This window comes from Segatella asaccharophila (genome assembly GCF_054687055.1).
The window spans coordinates 190,475-210,350 of record NZ_BAACAN010000002.1; the positions used below are offsets into that span (position 1 = coordinate 190,475).

Consider the following 19,876-nt stretch of genomic DNA (forward strand, 5'->3'; position numbering starts at 1 on the left):
CTCATAGGTTGCGTGATGTAGTAGGTCTGAAATATAAGGATGCAGGCATCGTATTGAATAACGGTCTGGTCACGATGATAATTGCAAATGGTTTCTTTTTTCGTGAAGTGCTAGGATCTGATGCGAAATAACAAATTATTGTTTGATAACAGTTGATGAAAGATCCGATCTTTTTTCAAGTCATTTTTTTTGTTTCTGATGAAAAATATTAATTTATCTTGTGTTTCTGTTTTGTTTTTTGTATTTTTGTACTTCATTTATACAATAGTGATTAGATCATGATTTCTATAGAAGGTTTAAAGGTTGAGTTCGGTGTCAAGCCTTTGTTTTCGGATGTTAGTTTTGTTATCAATGAGCATGACCGCATTGCCTTGGTAGGCAAGAACGGTGCGGGGAAATCTACCATGCTCAAGATCATTGACGGTTTGCAGAAACCTACTGCCGGAACCATATCCATTCCGAAGGATTGTACCATTGGCTACCTGCCTCAGGTGATGAAACTTCAGGATGATACTTCCGTAAAGGAGGAGGCGCGGAAGGCGTTTGCTGACCATACGAGGATTGAGACCTACCTGAAAAGTATGCAGAAGGAGATGGCTGACCGCACGGATTATGAGAGTGACAGCTATAACGAACTGGTAGAGCATTTCACCCAGGAACAGGAACGTTACCTGATGATGGGCGGGGAGAATGATGAAGCTGACATCGAGCGGGTCCTTATCGGTCTCGGATTCGAGCGCTCTGATTTTGAGCGTCCCACCAGAGAACTCTCCGGTGGGTGGCGCATGCGCATCGAGCTGGCGAAGATCCTGCTTCGGAAACCTGATGTCCTGCTCCTTGATGAGCCGACCAACCATTTGGATATAGAAAGTATCACATGGCTGGAAAAATTTTTGCAACAGTCTTCCAGCGCAGTGCTCCTTGTCAGCCATGATCGTGCTTTTATCAATAATGTCACGAACAGGACCCTGGAGATTACTTGCGGCCATGTGGAAGATTATAAGGTAAAATACAATGAATATGTCGTCTTGCATAAAGAGCGCCATGAGCAGCAGCTCCGCGCTTATGAGAACCAGCAGAAGGAGATAGCGGACACAAAGGCGTTCATTGAACGTTTCCGCTACAAGCCTTCCAAGGCCGTTCAGGTTCAGAGCCGCATCAAACAGTTGGCTAAGATCAAACCCATAGAAGTGGATGATGTGGATAATTCTGTCATGCATCTGAAATTTCCCCCATGTCTAAGAAGTGGGGATCATCCCATCATTTGTGAGAATGTCAGCAAGTCGTATGGAGACCATCTGATCTTTGATCATGTCACGTTTACTGTAAAACGGGGTGAGAAGGTGGCTTTTGTAGGAAAGAACGGGGAGGGGAAGTCCACTCTTGTGAAATGTATCCTGGGGGAGATCCCTTTCAAGGGGAAACTGAAGATCGGACATAATGTACATATCGGGTATTTTGCGCAGAACCAGGCACAGTTGCTGGATGAGAATCTGTCTATCTATGATACGATCGATCAGGTAGCTACGGGTGAGATGAGACTGAAAATCAATAATCTCCTCGGCGCTTTTATGTTTGGCGGTGAGATCAGTGAGAAAAAAGTTAAGGTGCTCAGCGGGGGAGAACGGAGCCGACTGGCGATGATCAAACTCCTCCTCGAGCCGGTGAATCTCCTGATCCTTGATGAACCGACCAACCATCTGGATATGCCCTCCAAGGATGTGCTGAAGGAAGCTATCAAGGCTTTTGACGGTACGGCCGTGATTGTCAGCCATGACAGGGAATTCCTGGACGGACTGGTATCGAAAGTTTATGAATTCGGGGGCGGTGAGGTGAAAGAGCACCTTGGAGGAATCTATGACTGGTTACGGGTGAAAAATGCTGAGTGTGGGGCTGATGGCGAATATGCTCAGCATGCCATTGATGAGGTCTTGAATGCTCCTGCTGACCGGGATGAAACTGTACAACAGCCTTTGGCAAAGGATCCTGAACAGGACGGGGGCCAGAATTCCAATAAGCAGAGTTATGCGGAGCATAAAGAACAACAGAAAAAAGTGCGTAAGGCTGAGCGTGCGGTAAAGGATAGTGAGGAGAAGATCACCTCCATGGAAAAGCGGATCAAGGAACTTGATGCCTTGCTGATGAAAGCTGAGAATGCTTCGAATATGAAATTGGTTACGGAATATACGTCTACCAAGGAGGCCTTGGATCAGGAAAATGACAAGTGGATGATCCTTTCCCAGAAGTTGGAGGAGATACAGGAATAGGGATTCCTGAAAAAGGTAATGTGTAATTTTTTAATTGTAAATGAATATGAACATGAGAAAAATTCTTCCGATGATGATGATGGTGGTTACCCCTGTGGTGGGTATGGCACAGAATCGGTCGGGACTGAATGAAAAGGACCTGGACCGCTCGGTACGTCCTCAAGATGATTTCTATGAGTTTGCTGACGGCGGATGGCAGAAACTGAATCCGTTGCCTCCTTCTCGTAGCCGTTTTGGCACCTTTGACCAGCTTCAGGACAATAATAACAAGCGTATCAATACGATCTTGACCGGACTGGAAAAGAAGCATTACTCCAAGGGTACGATTGAACAGAAGCTGGCGGATTTTTATAAACTGGCTCTTGATGTGAATCGTCGCAATCAGGAGGGGCTGGCGCCTGTTGAGCCTGTCCTTAAAGAAATTGAGGCTGCCGGAACCATTGAGGATCTGCGCAGACTCCAACTCAAGTATGCTTCACGGGGACTGGGTATGCAGTTTGATGATGATTTTGATGCTGACCAGAAGAATGCTGCCATGAATATCCTGAATATCGGGCAGGATGGACTGACCTTGGGCGAGAAGGATTATTATATCAATAATGATTCCGCTACCGTAGTAATCCGTAATGCTTACAGGCAATTTATTGATAAGATGTTCCGCCTGTATGGCTTCAATGCGGAAGAGGCTGCACAGCGCCGGGATGCGGTGTTCCGCCAGGAGACGCTCGTGGCCTTGATCTCCAGGAGCATGACTGACCTGCGTGATCCCGAATCCAACTATCATAAGATGACCCTGAAACAGTTTGATGCGGACTATCCTGATATTCCTTTAAAGGAAATTACGGGGGCTGAAGGTATCCGGCCGGAGTATATCCAGATGGTCGTCGTGGGTCAACCGGAGTTTATGTCGGGACTGGACAAACTGATTACATTGCAGACACCTGAAGACATCAAGGCTTTGATGGAATGGAGTGTCATTGAAAATTCCGCTGACTATCTCACCGATACTATACGGGAGGCTCAGTTTGATTTCTTTGGCAAGACAATGAGAGGCCGTAAGGTGGATGATCCATTGTGGAAGCGGGCTACCAATCAGGTCCAGGACCAGATGGGGGAAGTGCTGGGCAGAATTTATGTCAAGCGTTATTTCCCGGAATCGTCTAAGAAATATATGGAAGAGTTAGTGCATAATCTCCAGGTGAGTCTCGGACAGCGGATTGATGCACAGACATGGATGAGTGATACGACTAAGGCTGCTGCTCATCAGAAACTCGATAAATTTCTGATCAAGATCGGCTATCCTAATAAATGGAAGGACTATTCTAAACTGAATATTGATCCTTCACGCTCTTATTACGATAATGTGGTGGCATGCCGTCTTTTTCACCACAATCAGGATATTGAGGAGAAAGCCGGTAAACCGGTGGACCGGGATGAATGGCTGATGACGCCTCAGACGGTAAATGCTTATTATAATCCGACAACTAACGAGATCTGCTTCCCGGCCGGCATTTTACAGTATCCTTATTTTGATCCTAAGGCTGATGCCGCCTTTAACTACGGCGGCATAGGGGTCGTCATCGGACACGAAATGACTCATGGATTTGATGACCAGGGACGCCAGTATGATGCTAATGGGAATATGAAAAACTGGTGGACGGCCAGTGATGCGAGCAACTTCAAGAAACGGGCTCAACTCTATGCAAAGTATTTTGACCATATTGAAGTGCTGCCCGGACTGTATGAAAATGGCGAACTGACACTGGGGGAGAACCTTGCTGACCATGGAGGCCTTCAGGTTTCTTTTAATGCTTATAAGCAGGCTACGGCAAAGCATCCTCTGAAGACGATTGATGGTTTTACCCCTGACCAGCGTTTCTTCCTCGCATTCGCAGGTGTATGGGCTGATAACATTACGAACAAAGAGATTCGTAATCGTGTCAAGCAGGACCCGCATTCCTTGGGAAGATGGCGCGTAGACGGGGCTCTTCCACATATTGACGCTTTCTATAAGGCATGGAATGTAAAACCGGGAGATAAGATGTTCTTGCCTGAAAACCAGCGTTTGCAACTCTGGTAAATCTTACATTTTGATAGTTGGAGGGGGGTATCTCATTCAGGGGTACCCCCCCCTTTTATGTTCCAGGGAGGAATCAGACTGCCTGTATGGTGCATCCGGCTTATCTCTATGGTGCATCCAGGTGGTCTGTATGGTACATCCGGACTGCCTGTATGGTGCATCCGGTTTATCTCTATGGACCCTGCCGGTTTATCAGGAATATGATATCATCCCTTCAGCCTTTTTGCCAGGGTAGCTGAATTTGCCGTCCGTTCGACTTTACCGGGAGGTCGTATGGGGATACGTTCTGCTATCTTGACGTTTTCAAGTAATATAGCCGTTCATCTTCCGGAAATTTCTCTATTGCATACCGGAGCATCGTACGAGGCATTTCGCAAGCATGAAGATCAAGAAAAGTCGTTAGCCTGTCTTTGTCCCTTTTGCCGGCTTCTCGCAGCATCCAGCCGATCGCCTTTTGCATCAGGTCATGGGGGTGGTGCAGCAATTTTTCACTAAGCGCATAAATATCTGCAAAATCATTGCGTTTGATGAAAGCAGAGGTGGAGACGATTGAGATGCGCTGGTCCCATAGAAAAGAACTGTCTGCCAGTTGGTAGAGTATGCCACGGTCCTTATCTATCAGATATTCACCGACAATGACCGGTGCTGTAAGGTCTACGAGATCCCAGTTGTTGATCTGATGGGTATGGCGGAGATAGAAACGATAGAAATTACGGCGCAGAGTTTCTGCTTCTTTTTCCGAATGTGCTTTCAGCCAGAGAGGTTTGGTGGTGCATTTTGCATGTTCGACCATGATGAGCAATGCGCACATGCGCTGTTCATGCCATGGAGACATCAGCAACTGGGAGAGTCCATCAAGACTGAGACCCAGATGTTGCCTTGCCACCTTGCGTATATGAGGCACCGTAATGCCTAAAAAATGATCACCTTCGCCGTATTCGCCTCTTCCGGTTTTGAAGAACCGGGGAAGTGTTTCTTGCTTTTCAGGATCAACAAACTGCTCCAGTTCGAATCGGATCATTTCAACATCCTGCCTGTTTTCTATAGTTCTTTTCATGCCTTTTTTTCCTTTATGATAGATTTCGTCGTTCTTCAGATTACCGTTTACAAAGGTACAAAAATATAGGAATTCAGTTTTTTCTTACTTGTCCTAAATGACAATGGAGTCCATTTTTCTATGAAGAATTGATCGTAAACGATTATTTTTGTAGAAATTTGCTGCTGGGTGATGTAATTTATTTGATCATCTTGCGTCTAAAGGGCAGTATTGATCAAGAATAAGATGGAGACATTACAAAAAGAATTTGCGCAAATCGTAAAAGAGAACAAGAGCACGATCTATACGGTGTGCTATATGTTCGCGAAAGATTCCGATGATGTGAACGACTTGTTTCAAGAGGTATTAGTGAATTTGTGGAAGGTTTTTGACTCTTTTATGGGTCATAGTAATATCCGGACGTGGATTTACCGAATTGCTTTGAATACGTGTATATCCTTAAACAGAAAGAAGAGGCTGAAGACGATCCCGTTGAGTCTGGATGTTAATCTTTTTGAAGATAAGGATGAGGAGACCAGGCAGGTGAAACTCTTGCATGACCGCATCAACAGACTTGAGCTTTTTGACAGAGCCATCGTGCTGCTCTGGCTTGAGAATATCAGTTATGACGAGATCGGTGCTATCGTCGGGATCTCAACGCACAATGTGGCTTCACGCTTGTTCAGGATCAAGGAAAAGTTGAAAAATATGTAGAACCTTTAATGAAGGATGAAAATGGAAACAAATGAAGATACCGAATTAGGACAGATGAAGGAACAACTTGCATTACTCAAGAAAAAACTCAGAAATGAGAGCATCGTGAATGACAAGTTGATGAGAAAGATCATGAGTGATAAAGTGTCTAAAATCAATCGTGATACGATGGTGGGCTATATCTTGATATTTCTGGCCATACCTTACTGGACCTGGCTGTCTGTTGACATGCTGGATTTCTCGTGGTGGTTTTGCGGAGTGACAGATATGTTCTTTATAGTTGCCTTGATCTATACCTACATCTCTCACAAGGACATAAGAGCCAAAGAACTGTTGGAAGGGAACTTGTTGGAAGTAAGTTATAAAATAACGAGGATGAAGAAGATGGAAGCAAACTGGCTGAAAATAGGTATGCCTTTTCTGGTGATATGGCTCACCTGGATGGTTCTCGAAATATTACACGGCCGGAATGGCAATTCTGCCAGCATTCTTGTTGGCGGGGCCATCGGTGCGGTCATCGGCGGAATTATCGGTACGTGGCAATATCGCAAAAAACAAAGAAGGGCAGAAGAAATCATCAGTCAGATCAAAGAGCAATGTAAGGACGATTGAATGGCAAGAGGCTACATTTGAAAAATGACAGGGTAAAGGACAACCGTATCATCCGGGGGGCGTGCTCTGCCCCCCCCGGATGATACTCTCTTTTTTACAATAAATCTTTTTTGGAGTCCTTTTCGGTTATTTTTCTTATCGCCTTGCATGGTGCCCCGAAAGCTACATAACCGGCAGGTATATCTCTGGTAACTACACTTCCTGCACCTATGACAGCACCGTCGCCGATATGCACTCCCCCTAAGATTACTACATTCGCCGCAATCCATACGTCATTTCCTATATGGATCTCATCCGCATATTCTGAGACGGAAACGTGCCCGTCCGGGTATTTCATTGCGACTCGTTCCTGGGCCATAAGAGGATGATTCGTAGCCATCAGAGAGACATTCGGACCGAACATGACATCATCACCGATGTAAATGCGGCCATCATCCATCACCATAAGATTGAAATTGGCAAAGAAATTCTCACCGATAAAGGTATGGATACCATAATTAAACTGTATCGGTCCTTGAAAGTAAAATTTTTTCCCGATAGCTCCGATAAACTCTTTTATAAGAGATGAGCGGCCTTCATCGTATTCATCCATTTGATTGTATTTACGACAAAGTTCGTGAACTTTGTGCTTGATGTCACGGAGCTCTTTGGTGCGGGCATCGAATAGGCGACCTGCAAAAATCTTTTCTTCTTCTGTCATTCCAACTTATTTAAAATTCTAGTATATTAAAAAATGATCAGTCAAAGTCCTGTTTAAAAGAGGATTATCGAAATTACTTTATCCTGGCTCCGAGTCTTTTCCCCTTGTTTAATATCCTTTGTGGAATAGTTTTCTTACCCTTTGTACCAGGATAAATCAATTTGCCAATGACTTTAAACCCAGAATAATGGAGAATTTCTTTCATGGCATGATTGGTATTTGAGGTCTCACGGAAAATCCAGCTGAACGGCCATATTGTAGTACAAGCTGTCACGATAACAGCCTTTTTCCCCTTATGCAAGGGGATAGGAATGCCCCTTTTTGATTCTCCCATCATAGAAGGTACGATACGGTCGAACATGACTTTCATCTGGCCACTCATATTCCCCCAATAGACGGGAGTGCCGAGGAGGAGAACGTCACATCGCTTTATTTCTTCGGCCATACGATGACCATCATCCTCGGGCAGGATACAAGTTCCGGAGGTCCTGCATCTCATGCAACCCGTGCATGGACGGATATTCAAATCGTTCACATCTATCCAATGAACATCAGCAGATCCTATAGAATCTGCCACAGAGTGGAGCATTGTCGCTATGTTACCCTTTTTCCGGGGACTTCCATTAATTACCAGGACTCTCATCTTTATTTAATAATGAACCACATTCCGTCTTAAAGATCTGACCATCGTCTCTTCCTCTTCACGTCATTGATTCAGAAAAATACCGTACAAAGGTACAAAATTTATGATCAGCGCATTGTCAGGACAAGACAATTTTCAATTAATTCTGCCAACGATTTTAATCTGTGCTATACGATTAACCATATCTTAATATTTTGTAAGTTTTTTCTCGTTTCATCGTTTCGAAATGACATGAAGATATTTATTTCTTCAATGTAAATCGGAACGTTTTGTAAATTTATTGTTATTTTTGTACAGGATAAAAGAAATTAAATTTTCCATAAATATGAAGAACTATAGGATACAAGAATTTCCTGATTCAAGGATAGCAAGTATAGATGTTTGTGAGATGGGGAAGAAGAAACATCATATAGCCGCATTGCTGGAATTGGATGTGACCGAAAGTAGAAGGAAAATCAGAGCTTATAACAGAGCTCATCGGGGGAAAATTTCTTTTACGGCGTGGCTGATTAATGTTATTGGAAAAACGATCAAGAGGCACGAAGTGGTAAGTTCCTATCTGATTGGGAAAAAGAAATTGATGGTTTTTGAAGACATCAATATTTCCATTATCGTAGAAAAAAAACTGAATGGGAAAAAAGTACCTTTCCCTCTTATTATTGAAAAGGCCGATGAGAGAAGTGTTGAGTCAATAGCAGAAAAGATTTCAGAGGCCAGGGGCCAGGAAATTACAGGCCATGACATTGTACTTCAAAAACGGACAAGGCGAATGGAACGGATATATTATGTCCTTCCCCGTCTTCTCAGATTACTCTTCTGGAAATATCTGCTGAAACATCCCAAATTTGCTTTTAATACGATGGGTAATGTAGCATTCACCTCTATTGGAATGATGGGGAAAATCAACGGTTGGTTCATTCCGATATCTGTACATCCAATATGTTTCGGGATAGGTTCTGTCATCAAAAAACCAGTTGTAGTAGAGGACAAGATCACCATAAGGGAAATATTGAATGTATCCGTTCTTATAGACCATGATGTGATAGATGGGGCTCCTATGGCCAGGTTTGTCAATGAGTTGAAAGAAAACATAGAAACAGGGTCAGGCATATCATCTGAAAAGATTTTTTCAGACTGATGGTCTGTATGGATGTGAAAATCAGAGTTTACAGGGTATGGAAGGCATACAACAGGAGCTCCCGGATAGGAATTTGTCATGCCGTCTTTTTGTGATGAATGTGAATTTTCACAAAGAAAGTAAGTATTTTTGTTTTTTGCCTCTGCAGGTTTTATCATTTCAGAAATTTTGCTTAAATTTGTACCAAGCTTTGTTAGGGAAGGGAAGTTTGTATGCCATTAAGATTACCGGATAAATTACCAGCTATAGAGATTCTGAAGAAGGAGAATATTTTCGTCATGGACGAGACACGGGCTCACAGCCAGGAGATCCGTCCGTTGAAGATCGTTATCCTTAACTTGATGCCTCTGAAGATTACTACCGAGACCGATTTGATCCGGCTGCTCTCCAATACGCCACTTCAGTTGGAAATTTATTTCATGAAGCTGAAAAGCCATACGCCGAAGAATACGCCCATCGAGCACATGATCATGTTTTACAAGGACTTTGATGAACTCCAGAAACATAAATTCGATGGGATGATAGTGACCGGTGCACCGGTGGAGACCATGAAATTTGAGGATGTCGAGTACTGGCGGGAGCTGGAAGGTATTTTTGACTGGGCTCGTACACACGTAACTTCCACACTGTATATCTGCTGGGCTGCACAGGCAGCCTTATATCATTTCTATGATATTCCCAAGTATGCGTTGAAGAAAAAGATGTTTGGCATTTTCCGCTCACGTATTCTTGATCCGTTACTGCCTATTTTCCGTGGGTTTGATGATGTGTTCAGTATGCCTCAGAGCCGCCATACGGAAGTACACCGGGAAGATATTGTGAAGATCCCTGACCTGCGTATTATCGCTGAATCGAAAGACAGCGGAGTGACGGTCGTCATGTCACGTAATGGCAGGGAGTTCTATCTCACTGGGCATTTGGAATACGCTCCTTATACACTGGACAAGGAGTACAAGCGCGATTTTGGCAAGCGCAATGATGTGGATGTCCCGAAAAATTATTATGTTGATGATGATCCTCATCAACGGCCACTTGTGATGTGGCGTTCTTCTGCCAATCTGTTTTACAGTAATTGGATCAACTATTATGTCTATCAGGAGACCCCCTATAATATTGATGATATTAAGTAGGTTGAGACCCTTGACAGATGAAGGAAGGAATAGATGAAAGCAAAACGGTTAGAACTCTTGGCACCTGCAAGGAATCTGCAAACAGGCATTGCTGCCATTGATCATGGAGCTGATGCCGTATATATTGGTGCCGCCGGGTTCGGCGCCCGTCAGGCTGCAGGGAATCCGATCGGTGATATTCGCCTGTTGTGCGAATATGCCCATCACTTTGAGGCGAAAGTTTATGTGACCGTCAATACGATTGTCTATGATAATGAAATGGACACCGTCAGGGGGCTGCTCTCTGAATTGGCTTCTGCTCATGCCGATGGCATTCTCGTTCAGGATATGGGCCTTCTGGGACTGGCACAGCGGGAGCGTGTTCCTGTCCATGCCAGCACGCAATGTGATGTCCGGACAGCAGAGAAGGTACGCTGGCTGAAGTCCCTGGGCTTCAGCCGTGTCGTCCTGGCCCGCGAGCTCTCACTGGAGGAGATCAGGAAAATCCATGAGGCTGTCCCGGACATTCAATTAGAAGTGTTTGTCCATGGGGCACTTTGCGTGAGTTATTCCGGCGTGTGCTATGCCTCCCAGCAGGTTTTCAACCGTTCTGCCAACCGCGGAGCCTGTGCACAGTTCTGCCGGTTGAAATTCGACCTGACAGACAGTGACGGTAAGGTCATTGAAAAGCAGCGGTATATGTTGTCCCTGAAAGACTTGTGCCTGGCCAGCCATCTTGAAGAACTCGCTGATGCGGGAGCTTGCTCCTTCAAGATCGAGGGACGATTGAAAGATATTGATTATGTCAAGAATGTAGTCTCTGCCTATTCTGAAGAACTGGACCAACTCATCCGTCGCAGGCCGGAGGATTATTGCCGTTCTTCGCGGGGCAGGATCATCCGCACTTTCAGACCGGATGTGAAGAAAACTTTTAACCGGGGGTTCACGACTTACTTCTTCCATGGCCGGCAACCGGAGATCGGGACGATGGATACTCCTAAGGTTACGGGCGAGTATGTGGGAACGGTAAAGGAAATCAGCCAATGGAGTTTTACGGTTGCCGGTACAGCCAGTTTTACGAATGGTGATGGTCTCTGCTTCTTTAATGATCATCATGATCTCGAGGGATTCCGGGTCAACCGGGTTGAAAATAACCGGCTTTTTCCTCAACGGATGCCCGCAGGTCTTCATAAGGGGATGCGGCTTTACAGGAATCATGATGAGGCCTTCAGGAATATTCTTGAAGGTCAAACCGCAGAACGGAAGATCCCTGTACGTATGCGATTGTCCGCCGTTGACAAGGGCATATTACTTGAGGTGACGGACGGACATTATGCTGCCCGGACCCTTTCAGAATGGAAATTGCAAAAGGCTGAAAAACCTCAGAAGGAAAACATGGACCGGCAGTTGACCAAACTGGGAAATACTCCGTATTGCTGTGAGCACGTGGAAATCACGGAAGGAACAGAGACTTATTTCGTTCCGAACAGCATCCTCTCGGCGTTGAAGCGGAGCACCATAGAAAAACTAGGGGCATCAGCGTCAGAGGAGTCTCCTCTGACTTCCTGGAAAGAGCAGGGACTTTTGGCGGGATCTCCAACTCCTCCTTCACCGCCTCTTCCCGGGAGCAGGAAAAGAATGCCATTAAACTGGCAACCGGAATATACCAGGTATCCCTATCTCTATAATATCAGCAACCACCTGGCCAAAGCATTCTATCTTGGACAGGGCCTGGCCGTGGACGGGAAAGCCGTGGAACTTTCCGGCCCTTTGGCCAGAACGGAGCCGGAGCCCCTGATCATGCAGTGCCGCTATTGCATCCGCTACGCGTTGGGATATTGTGTGAAAAGAGGAGGAGAGCGTCCCGTATGGAAAGAACCTCTGTTTCTGGTGCTGCCCGGCGCGAAAAAGTTTCGACTCGAGTTTAATTGTAAAGCGTGTCAAATGAATATCTATGCAGAGAAGTAGAACCTTCGTTCTGATCATCCTGATGATGATGTTCCTGACCGGTTGTTATCACCGGCCAGCCACACGGTTTCGTGCCCCGCTGATCCAATACAGTGAGAAGCAACTTGATTCCATTTCCTTCTCCTCTACCCATCATTATACCTATAAGTATAATTTTCTGGTCAAGAGTGATTCTTTAGTCCTTTATGAGCAGCAGCCTGTAGAGATCGTCAACAATATGAGTACCGATTCCTTTGCCGTGAAGCATCACACCTTGCTGGTGGTTTCGGATATTCGTATTGTCCCCCAGGATTCCATTGATTCCGTGTGGATTCAACTGGGCACAGAGAATGCTCAGTTTGGGTGGATACACGAGTCGAGGCTCTTGCCGAACGTGGTGCCTGATGACCCGATTTCAGAATGCATCTCTACTTTTTCAGACACCCATTTACTCATCTTTCTTATTATTATTGTTGTCATCGGTTTTGCCTATCTCCTCAGGACCATTCTTCAGAAGAATGCCAAGATTGTTCACTTCAATGATATAGACTCGTTTTATCCCACTTTGCTCTGCCTGATAGTGGCTTCCGCTGCAACCCTTTATGCCAGCATCCAGACCTTTTTCCCCGATGTATGGCAGAATTTTTATTTCCATCCTACTCTGGATCCGTTCCACGTTCCCGTCCCGCTCTCGATATTCCTCATTCTGGTCTGGGCGATGCTGATTATAGGCATGGCGGCACTGGACGATATTCGGAAGCAATTGCCATTCGGAGATGCCGTGCTCTATACCTTCGGATTGGCCGGCGTATGTGCCATCGACTATATCCTTTTCAGTATAAGTTCCTTGTATTATGTGGGTTATGTATTGTTAGCCTTTTATTATTATTTTGCAATCAAGCAGTACTTAAAACACGACCGCGTAAAATATGTTTGTGGGAATTGCGGGGCAGAATTGAAGCATAAGGGACGTTGTCCGCGTTGTGGAGCGATGAACGATTAAGGAAAAAGGACCTTAAAATCACCTGTTTTCCGCAAGTAAAGAGTTGTGCTTCTTGTGGAGTTTAGGGAATAAGTTTCCGGCAGGGGCAGTCCTATAGATAAGGAAAGGACGGATCGGAATGGTCCTTAAATTTCCTTATAAATGAGGATTTCACAGATCAATGAAAGTTTGTACCTTTGCAGACAAATAACAATATTAACTTGTATGAATAATCAATCGATTATGGCCTTTGCCCTGTTTGTGGCAATGGCAGTGCCTAAACCGGCGCTGGGGAGGGTAAATCCTGTAACTGACCTTTCGGATTCCTCACGCGTACATGACCTGGATGAAGTTGTTGTGGTACGCCAGCCCAAGGAATTCCTCCGTCTCCGGCAGCAGTCGTTAAGCAGTACAATCCTTTCCTTCAAGGAAATGTCGGATCTCGGAATACGTGACCTTCGTGATATTTCATCATACGTACCTTCTTTTGTGATGCCCGCTTATGGATCACGGTACACCTCTTCGATTTATGTCAGAGGAATAGGAAGTCGTATTAACAGTCCGGCCATAGCCCTTTACCTGGACGGTATGCCCATTATCAGCAAGGCCGCATTTAACTTTCATACCTATCAACTCGGGCGTGTGGTTATTCTCCGCGGGCCTCAGGGAACTCTCTATGGGCAGAACACAGAAGGAGGAGTCGTGAGGATGTATTCCCGTAATCCTCTATATTATCAGGGTACAGATGTCAGTCTCAGTATCGGATCGAAGTTTTACCGGAATGCTGAGTTTGCCCATTATCAGAAGTTAAATGACCGTCTGGGCATGTCATTAGCCGGTTTTTATGACGGACAGAATGGATTTTTCAGAAACCAGACCACGGGCAAGCGGGCTGATCAGTATAACGAGGCTGGTGGTAAGTTACGGTTAGTCTATCAGGCTAATGACCGGTTGAACCTGGACTATACGGCTGACTATCAGTACGTGAATCAGAATGGATTCCCATACGGTCTGCTGGACCTGAAGAGTGGCAAGACGGCTGAGCCTGCAGCTAACCGCCAGTCAACTTATCGCAGGAACATGCTGAACACGGGATTGACCATAGGCTATAAAGCCAACAGTTTCGATTTCAACAGTACCTCCAGTTATCAGTATCTCAGGGATAATATGTTCATGGACCAGGACTTCCTGCCCCAGGACCTTTTACATCTCAGACAGAAGGAATTGCAGAACGCCTTCACTCAGGAATTTGACTTTAAAGGCAACCATGCCGTAGGAGGGTTCTGGCACTGGACCGTAGGCACCTTCTTCTCCTCTGAATGGCTGCGCACGGATGGTCCTGTGTATTTTGACAAAGACATGACTACTCCGATGGCAGAAGGTATACAACAGCAGATGTATTCGGGAATCGTTGCTGCAATGGCAGGGAAGATGATGCAGCAGGGGATGTCGCAGTCCGCTGCAATGGCTGCTGCAAAGAAGGCCGTTGATGCTGCCGGCGGCGTAAGCATGGACGTAGCGATGGGAGCCCCTGGAGTCTATCATACTCCTGAGTATAATTTCGCACTTTTTCACGAGAGTAATTTTGATATTACGGATCGCTTGACTGGAACGGTCGGACTTCGTTATGATTTTATGCATACAAAGATTCATTATCAGACCTCTGCTTATATGTCTATGGCTGCTGATGTGATGGGGGTTAAGGCTACCAATGTGCTTTCAACGGCATTGGATGGCATGGCCCATGACAATTATAACCAACTCCTTCCTAAATTCGGCTTGAACTACCGGTTTGACGAACAGGGGAGTAATGTTTATGCTACGGTAAGCAAAGGTTACCGTGCAGGCGGTTATAACTTCCAGATGTTTTCAGACATCCTTTCATCCGAATTGTATGCAAATGCTGCAAAGGCAATGAATGGAAGTTATTCCGTACCTCATACGGAAGAAGACTATAAAAAGATTGCAGAGACCATTTCCTATCGTCCGGAGACGAGTTGGAATTATGAAGCCGGCACCCATGTCAATCTTTTCAATCATTCTGTACAGTTTGACTTTTCTGCCTTTTACATGCAGATCCGTCATCAGCAGCTTTCGGTGATGTCCAACAACTATGGTTATGGCCGTATGATGGTCAATGCCGGGCAGAGCTACAGCTGCGGAGTTGAGGCTTCTCTCCGTGGGCAGTCTTTGAACAATCATTTAGACTGGGCCTTGACATACGGTTTTACACATGCCGCATTCAAAAGTTACCAGGATAGTGTAAAAGTAAACGGCAGCTACCAGTTGGTAGATTACAAGAATAAGAAGGTGCCTTATGTCCCGATGCATACATTCTCCGCTCGGGCAGACTATCGTTTTGACCTTCCTGCCGGCAAATTACAGGCGATTATCATTGGAGCCAATGTCTATGGGCAGGGCAAGACCTATTGGGATGAAAGTAACACCTATGCGCAGAAGTTCTACGCAGTATTGGGCGCCCATGCGGATCTTGATTTTGGTTTTGTCAAATGGAGTTTCTGGGGTCGTAATCTGACCAACACAAAGTATAATACCTTTTCTTTCCAGAGCGGGGCTTCAGGCCAGGAGTTGACCTTTGCCCAGCGAGGTAATGGCATACAGTGTGGAATCGATTTGAAATTTCATTTTTAACTCTGTTGTGAATTCCCGAGAGATGCGATCTACAAGCATCTCTTAATCTTTATATTTACTGTTTGAAGAGAGCCGTATGCGATTTCGTGTACGGCTTTTTCAATTTTAGTTATGGTTATTCATCAGGACAGTAAAAGGGTATAAATATACAAATATATCTTGATTTTACGGAAATAAAGTATCAATTTGCAAAAATATCGGGGAGAACAGGTGACATTAATGAATTATTTGTTATCTTTGTCAAAAAGATAATAACTAAAAATAAGGTTGAAATGATATTAGATATTGAGATGATCAGAAATTTCTATGCATCGTATGCGGGTAGAGTGAGTAAAATCAGGGAAGTTCTCCAGCGTCCGCTGACGTATGCTGAGAAAGTGTTGTATTCTCATCTTTATGATCCTGTTCAGTTGAGACCTTTCAAGCGAGGAGCCGAGTATGTGGATTTCAGGCCTGATCGTGTGGCGATGCAAGATGCTACCGCCCAGATGGCCCTGCTTCAGTTTATGAATGCAGGCAAGGATGAAGTAGCGGTTCCTGCCTCCGTTCATTGTGATCATCTGATCCGTGCTGACAGGGGAGCGGCACTGGACTTACCGGTTGCGCGGATGACAAACAAGGAAGTTTACGACTTCCTGAGTTCCGCTGCCCGTAAATATCATATCGGCTTCTGGGCTCCTGGTGCAGGCATTATCCATCAGGTCGTACTTGAGAACTACGCCTTTCCTGGAGGAATGATGCTCGGAACAGATTCCCATACGCCTAATGCGGGAGGACTGGGTATGGTCGCCATTGGCGTGGGTGGAGCTGACGCCGTGGACGTGCTGACCGGACAGCCCTGGGAGTTGAGGATGCCGCGTCTGATCGGCGTACATCTTACCGGCCGTCTGTCCGGATGGGCTGCTCCCAAGGATGTGATCTTGAAAATCTTGGGCATGCTGACCGTCAAGGGAGGAACGAATGCTATCCTGGAATACTTTGGTGAAGGGGTGGAAACGATCTCTACTACCGGGAAAGCAACGATTTGCAATATGGGTGCGGAGTTAGGTGCGACCTGCAGCATTTTTCCTTTTGACGATCATGCTGACGAATATCTCAGCAAGACAGGGCGTCAGGAGGTGGCCGGGCTGGCCCGTAAATATGCGGCAGACTTATGTGCTGATCCGGGAATAGAAGAGCATCCGGAAAAGTATTATGACCGGATTCTGGAAATAGACCTCAGTAAGATAGAACCTTATCTTAATGGTCCCTTCACTCCGGATGCGGCCACACCTGTCAGCATGATGAAAGGGAAAGGTCCAGAGAAGGGTTATCCCATGAAAGTAGAGGTGGCCCTGGTCGGGAGTTGTACGAATTCAAGTTATCAGGATCTTGCACGGGCTGCAAGTGTGGCCCGTCAGGCGATCCTGAAGAATATTCCGGTAAAGGCACAGTTGATCATCAATCCCGGGTCTGAGCAGATCCGCTGCACCGCAGAGCGGGATGGTCTCCTCGATGATTTCCGCAAGATAGGAGCGGTGATCATGACCAATGCCTGTGGTCCTTGCATCGGACAGTGGAAACGGCATACAGATGATCCTGTCAGAAAGAATACGATTGTCACTTCCTTCAACCGGAATTTCCGCAGAAGGGCTGACCAGAACCCTAACACTTTTGCCTTTATCGGCAGTCCGGAGATGGCCACAGCACTTGCTATTGCCGGCAGGCTGGACTTCAATCCGCTGACGGATGTCTTGGCGGATCGTGATGGTGCTGAGGTGAGACTGGAAGAACCATGCGGTAATGATTTCCCTCCGGACGGGTTTATTTCTCATCTTCATCCGGAGGAAGAGGGACTTCTTGCCCTGGAACGGGAAGGACTGTTCGTCCCTCCCTCAGCGCAGAAACAGGAGGTGGAGGTGGTCATCTCACCTTCTTCCCAGCGATTGCAGAAACTTGAACCTTTTGCTCCGTGGAACGGGAAGGATTATGATAATATGCCCTTGCTGATCAAGACGAAAGGGAAATGTACTACGGATCATATTTCTATGGCAGGGCCATGGCTGAAATATCGCGGGCATCTGGAGAATATTTCCAGAAACCTGCTCATGGGAGCCGTGAATGCGTTCAATGGTGAATCTAACCAGGTGAAAGATCAGTTGGATGACCGTTACAAGGAGGTGTCCTCTGCAGCGTTGGACTATAAGCAGCATGGACTTGATTCCATCGTGGTCGCCGAGGATAATTATGGAGAAGGATCCAGCCGTGAGCATGCGGCCATGGAGCCCCGGTATCTGAATGTGAAAGTGATTCTTGCCAAGAGTTTTGCCCGGATTCATGAGACCAATTTGAAGAAGCAGGGGATGCTTGCATTGACGTTTTCCGATAAAAAAGATTATGACAGAGTTATGGAGAACGATCGCATTTCCATCAAGGGACTGAAGGATTTCGCGCCGGGGCACCAGCTTCTGGTGGTCTTGAAGCATCAGGATGGCCATGAGGAGCATTTCCCGGTGGAGCATACCTATAATAAAATTCAGATAGAATGGTTCAAGGCCGGAAGTGCACTGAACCTGGCCCGGCGGAAAGAGGAGAAAAGATCAGAGTGATGAATATTGAAATTTAGAACCAAGAAGGGAAGAAAACCATGAGTAGTATGAAAAAGGAGTATTTAATTTACAAGTTATCGGATGAGGTGAAAAGTTCTTGTAAGATTCCGAAGGAAGCCTTTCAGAAATATGGCGTGAAGAGGGGACTTCGTAATGAAGATGGTACCGGTGTGCTGGTCGGATTGACCAATATCGGTAATGTAGTGGGATATAATCGTGATCCTGATGGCAAACTCTGTCCCTGTGATGGAAAGTTGTACTATAGGGGGTATGAGTTGGATGACCTGGTGAGTCCGTTATTGAAAGAAAAGCGTTTCGGCTTCGAAGAAATTGCCTATCTGATCCTTTCAGGAGAACTTCCGGACCGGGAAGAACTCGAAGCCTTTAAAGAATTGTTGAATGACAATATGCCCTTGGATCATCGTACTATCGTACACATCATTGACCTGGAAGGTTCTAATATTATGAATATTCTCGCTCGGTGTGTACTTGAAATGTATACTTTTGATCCTAATCCGGATGACATATCACGGGATAACCTGATGCGTCAGAGCATAGAACTGATTGCGAAGTTTCCTACCATCGTAGCTTATGCTTATAATATCTATTGTCACTCCGTGCAGGGGCAGAGCCTGAATATCCGTCATCCGAAAGAAAATCTGTGTATTGCGGAGAACTTCTTATATATGCTCGGGGGGGAAGATTATACTAACCTGGATGCCCGGATACTGGACCTGCTCCTTATCCTGCAGGCAGAGCATGGCGGAGGTAATAACTCTACTTTTACCGTTCGCGTCACTTCTTCTACCCGTACAGATACCTATTCTTCGATTGCTGCAGGTATCGGGAGTCTGAAAGGTCCCTTGCATGGTGGAGCTAACATTAAAGTGATCAACATGTTGCATCATCTGAAAGAAAGCATCAAGGACTGGACCAATGTGGATGAGATTGATACTTACCTGAACCGGATGTTGAATAAGGAAGCATACGATAAGAGTGGCCTGATCTACGGGATCGGCCATGCCGTATATACTAAAAGTGATCCTCGTGCCGTAGAACTGAAAAAACTGGGAGGAGAACTGGCAAAAGAGAAGGGGCGGGAAGAAGAGTACCATTTTCTTACCCTGTTGGAACAGGAAGGGATAAAATGTCTGATGAAGCACCGGGGTGGAACCAAGCCTGCTTGTGCAAACCTGGACTTTTACAGTGGTTTTATCTATGAGATGCTCGGACTGCCACAGGAGATCTATACTCCTATTTTTGCCATGGCTCGTATCGTCGGCTGGACAGCCCATCGGATTGAAGAACTCAACTTCGAAGGTCGCCGTATTATCCGCCCGGCTTACAATAACCTCCTGAAGCAGAAGAAGTATGTGCGGATAGATGAACGGTAACGTCTCTGCAAATC

The 19,876-nt window shown here is 45.7% G+C and carries 14 protein-coding genes; 11 read left to right on the forward strand and 3 right to left on the reverse strand.

Annotation, left to right across the window (positions count from 1 at the left end; translation table 11 throughout):
- Window positions 1–278 precede the first annotated feature (278 nt).
- Both ACYRYG_RS02120 and ACYRYG_RS02125 read left to right on the forward strand, forming a co-directional pair.
- Window positions 279–2,267, forward strand: coding sequence for an ABC-F family ATP-binding cassette domain-containing protein (locus ACYRYG_RS02120; protein ID WP_293426627.1), 1,989 nt, complete (start codon window positions 279–281; stop codon window positions 2,265–2,267).
- A 46-nt stretch (window positions 2,268–2,313) separates the two neighbouring features.
- On the forward strand, window positions 2,314–4,347 hold the full coding sequence (locus ACYRYG_RS02125; protein WP_460197463.1) for a M13 family metallopeptidase: 2,034 nt from the start codon (window positions 2,314–2,316) through the stop codon (window positions 4,345–4,347).
- Window positions 4,348–4,636: 289 nt separating this feature from the next.
- On the opposite strand, the gene ACYRYG_RS02130 is transcribed toward ACYRYG_RS02125, so the two are convergent.
- On the reverse strand, window positions 4,637–5,404 hold the full coding sequence (locus ACYRYG_RS02130) for a DNA alkylation repair protein (protein ID WP_460197465.1): 768 nt from the start codon (window positions 5,402–5,404) through the stop codon (window positions 4,637–4,639).
- 225 nt (window positions 5,405–5,629) lie between these two features.
- Between ACYRYG_RS02130 and ACYRYG_RS02135 the strand changes: the two genes are divergently transcribed.
- Together ACYRYG_RS02135 and ACYRYG_RS02140 are read left to right on the forward strand one after the other, a co-directional pair.
- Window positions 5,630–6,097 (forward strand): sigma-70 family RNA polymerase sigma factor, encoded by a 468-nt coding sequence (locus ACYRYG_RS02135; RefSeq protein WP_293416205.1) that lies wholly within the window; start codon window positions 5,630–5,632, stop codon window positions 6,095–6,097.
- 21 nt (window positions 6,098–6,118) lie between these two features.
- Window positions 6,119–6,709, forward strand: a complete 591-nt coding sequence (locus tag ACYRYG_RS02140) for a hypothetical protein (protein ID WP_293416207.1) — start codon at window positions 6,119–6,121, stop codon at window positions 6,707–6,709.
- 94 nt (window positions 6,710–6,803) lie between these two features.
- Here the strand turns inward: ACYRYG_RS02140 and ACYRYG_RS02145 are convergent, their stop codons facing one another.
- Both ACYRYG_RS02145 and ACYRYG_RS02150 read right to left on the reverse strand, forming a co-directional pair.
- Window positions 6,804–7,409 carry a sugar O-acetyltransferase gene (locus ACYRYG_RS02145; RefSeq protein WP_293416209.1) on the reverse strand — a complete coding sequence of 202 codons (606 nt, stop codon included), beginning with the start codon at window positions 7,407–7,409 and terminating at the stop codon, window positions 6,804–6,806.
- A gap of 73 nt (window positions 7,410–7,482) precedes the next feature.
- The gene (locus ACYRYG_RS02150; RefSeq protein WP_293416211.1) at window positions 7,483–8,052 is read right to left on the reverse strand and encodes a flavodoxin family protein; all 570 of its coding nucleotides are present in this window, start codon (window positions 8,050–8,052) and stop codon (window positions 7,483–7,485) included.
- Between the two features lie 325 nt (window positions 8,053–8,377).
- Between ACYRYG_RS02150 and ACYRYG_RS02155 the strand changes: the two genes are divergently transcribed.
- The 7 genes from ACYRYG_RS02155 to ACYRYG_RS02185 all read left to right on the forward strand — a co-directional run bounded on the left by ACYRYG_RS02155 (window position 8,378) and on the right by ACYRYG_RS02185 (window position 19,862).
- Window positions 8,378–9,190, forward strand: coding sequence for a 2-oxo acid dehydrogenase subunit E2 (locus ACYRYG_RS02155; RefSeq protein ID WP_293422560.1), 813 nt, complete (start codon window positions 8,378–8,380; stop codon window positions 9,188–9,190).
- A 212-nt stretch (window positions 9,191–9,402) separates the two neighbouring features.
- Window positions 9,403–10,320 (forward strand): homoserine O-acetyltransferase MetA, encoded by a 918-nt coding sequence (gene metA / locus ACYRYG_RS02160; protein ID WP_460197466.1) that lies wholly within the window; start codon window positions 9,403–9,405, stop codon window positions 10,318–10,320.
- A gap of 33 nt (window positions 10,321–10,353) precedes the next feature.
- Window positions 10,354–12,267 (forward strand): peptidase U32 family protein, encoded by a 1,914-nt coding sequence (locus ACYRYG_RS02165; RefSeq protein ID WP_293416217.1) that lies wholly within the window; start codon window positions 10,354–10,356, stop codon window positions 12,265–12,267.
- Window positions 12,254–13,249: a zinc ribbon domain-containing protein gene (locus ACYRYG_RS02170; RefSeq protein ID WP_293416219.1), complete on the forward strand. Its 996-nt coding sequence runs from the start codon at window positions 12,254–12,256 to the stop codon at window positions 13,247–13,249. Before ACYRYG_RS02165 ends, ACYRYG_RS02170 begins: the two co-directional genes overlap by 14 nt.
- Window positions 13,250–13,453: 204 nt before the next feature.
- On the forward strand, window positions 13,454–15,880 hold the full coding sequence (locus tag ACYRYG_RS02175) for a TonB-dependent receptor (RefSeq protein WP_460197468.1): 2,427 nt from the start codon (window positions 13,454–13,456) through the stop codon (window positions 15,878–15,880).
- Between the two features lie 272 nt (window positions 15,881–16,152).
- Complete coding sequence (locus tag ACYRYG_RS02180; RefSeq protein WP_460197469.1) at window positions 16,153–18,468, forward strand: aconitate hydratase; 2,316 nt, start codon at window positions 16,153–16,155, stop codon at window positions 18,466–18,468.
- A 47-nt stretch (window positions 18,469–18,515) separates the two neighbouring features.
- Window positions 18,516–19,862: a citrate/2-methylcitrate synthase gene (locus tag ACYRYG_RS02185; protein WP_293416225.1), complete on the forward strand. Its 1,347-nt coding sequence runs from the start codon at window positions 18,516–18,518 to the stop codon at window positions 19,860–19,862.
- The last annotated feature ends 14 nt before the right edge of the window (window positions 19,863–19,876 follow it).

What these genes read in the sequence shown, in the direction of transcription:
- metA (WP_460197466.1), top strand. Translation starts at nt 9,403, where the DNA reads ATGCCATTAAGATTACCGGATAAATTACCAGCTATAGAGATTCTGAAG.
- ACYRYG_RS02180 (WP_460197469.1), top strand. Translation starts at nt 16,153, where the DNA reads ATGATATTAGATATTGAGATGATCAGAAATTTCTATGCATCGTATGCG.
- ACYRYG_RS02150 (WP_293416211.1), bottom strand. Translation starts at nt 8,052, where the DNA reads ATGAGAGTCCTGGTAATTAATGGAAGTCCCCGGAAAAAGGGTAACATA.
- ACYRYG_RS02155 (WP_293422560.1), top strand. Translation starts at nt 8,378, where the DNA reads ATGAAGAACTATAGGATACAAGAATTTCCTGATTCAAGGATAGCAAGT.
- ACYRYG_RS02130 (WP_460197465.1), bottom strand. Translation starts at nt 5,404, where the DNA reads ATGAAAAGAACTATAGAAAACAGGCAGGATGTTGAAATGATCCGATTC.
- ACYRYG_RS02120 (WP_293426627.1), top strand. Translation starts at nt 279, where the DNA reads ATGATTTCTATAGAAGGTTTAAAGGTTGAGTTCGGTGTCAAGCCTTTG.
- ACYRYG_RS02175 (WP_460197468.1), top strand. Translation starts at nt 13,454, where the DNA reads ATGAATAATCAATCGATTATGGCCTTTGCCCTGTTTGTGGCAATGGCA.
- ACYRYG_RS02135 (WP_293416205.1), top strand. Translation starts at nt 5,630, where the DNA reads ATGGAGACATTACAAAAAGAATTTGCGCAAATCGTAAAAGAGAACAAG.
- ACYRYG_RS02125 (WP_460197463.1), top strand. Translation starts at nt 2,314, where the DNA reads ATGAACATGAGAAAAATTCTTCCGATGATGATGATGGTGGTTACCCCT.
- ACYRYG_RS02165 (WP_293416217.1), top strand. Translation starts at nt 10,354, where the DNA reads ATGAAAGCAAAACGGTTAGAACTCTTGGCACCTGCAAGGAATCTGCAA.
- ACYRYG_RS02145 (WP_293416209.1), bottom strand. Translation starts at nt 7,409, where the DNA reads ATGACAGAAGAAGAAAAGATTTTTGCAGGTCGCCTATTCGATGCCCGC.
- ACYRYG_RS02140 (WP_293416207.1), top strand. Translation starts at nt 6,119, where the DNA reads ATGGAAACAAATGAAGATACCGAATTAGGACAGATGAAGGAACAACTT.
- ACYRYG_RS02185 (WP_293416225.1), top strand. Translation starts at nt 18,516, where the DNA reads ATGAAAAAGGAGTATTTAATTTACAAGTTATCGGATGAGGTGAAAAGT.
- ACYRYG_RS02170 (WP_293416219.1), top strand. Translation starts at nt 12,254, where the DNA reads ATGCAGAGAAGTAGAACCTTCGTTCTGATCATCCTGATGATGATGTTC.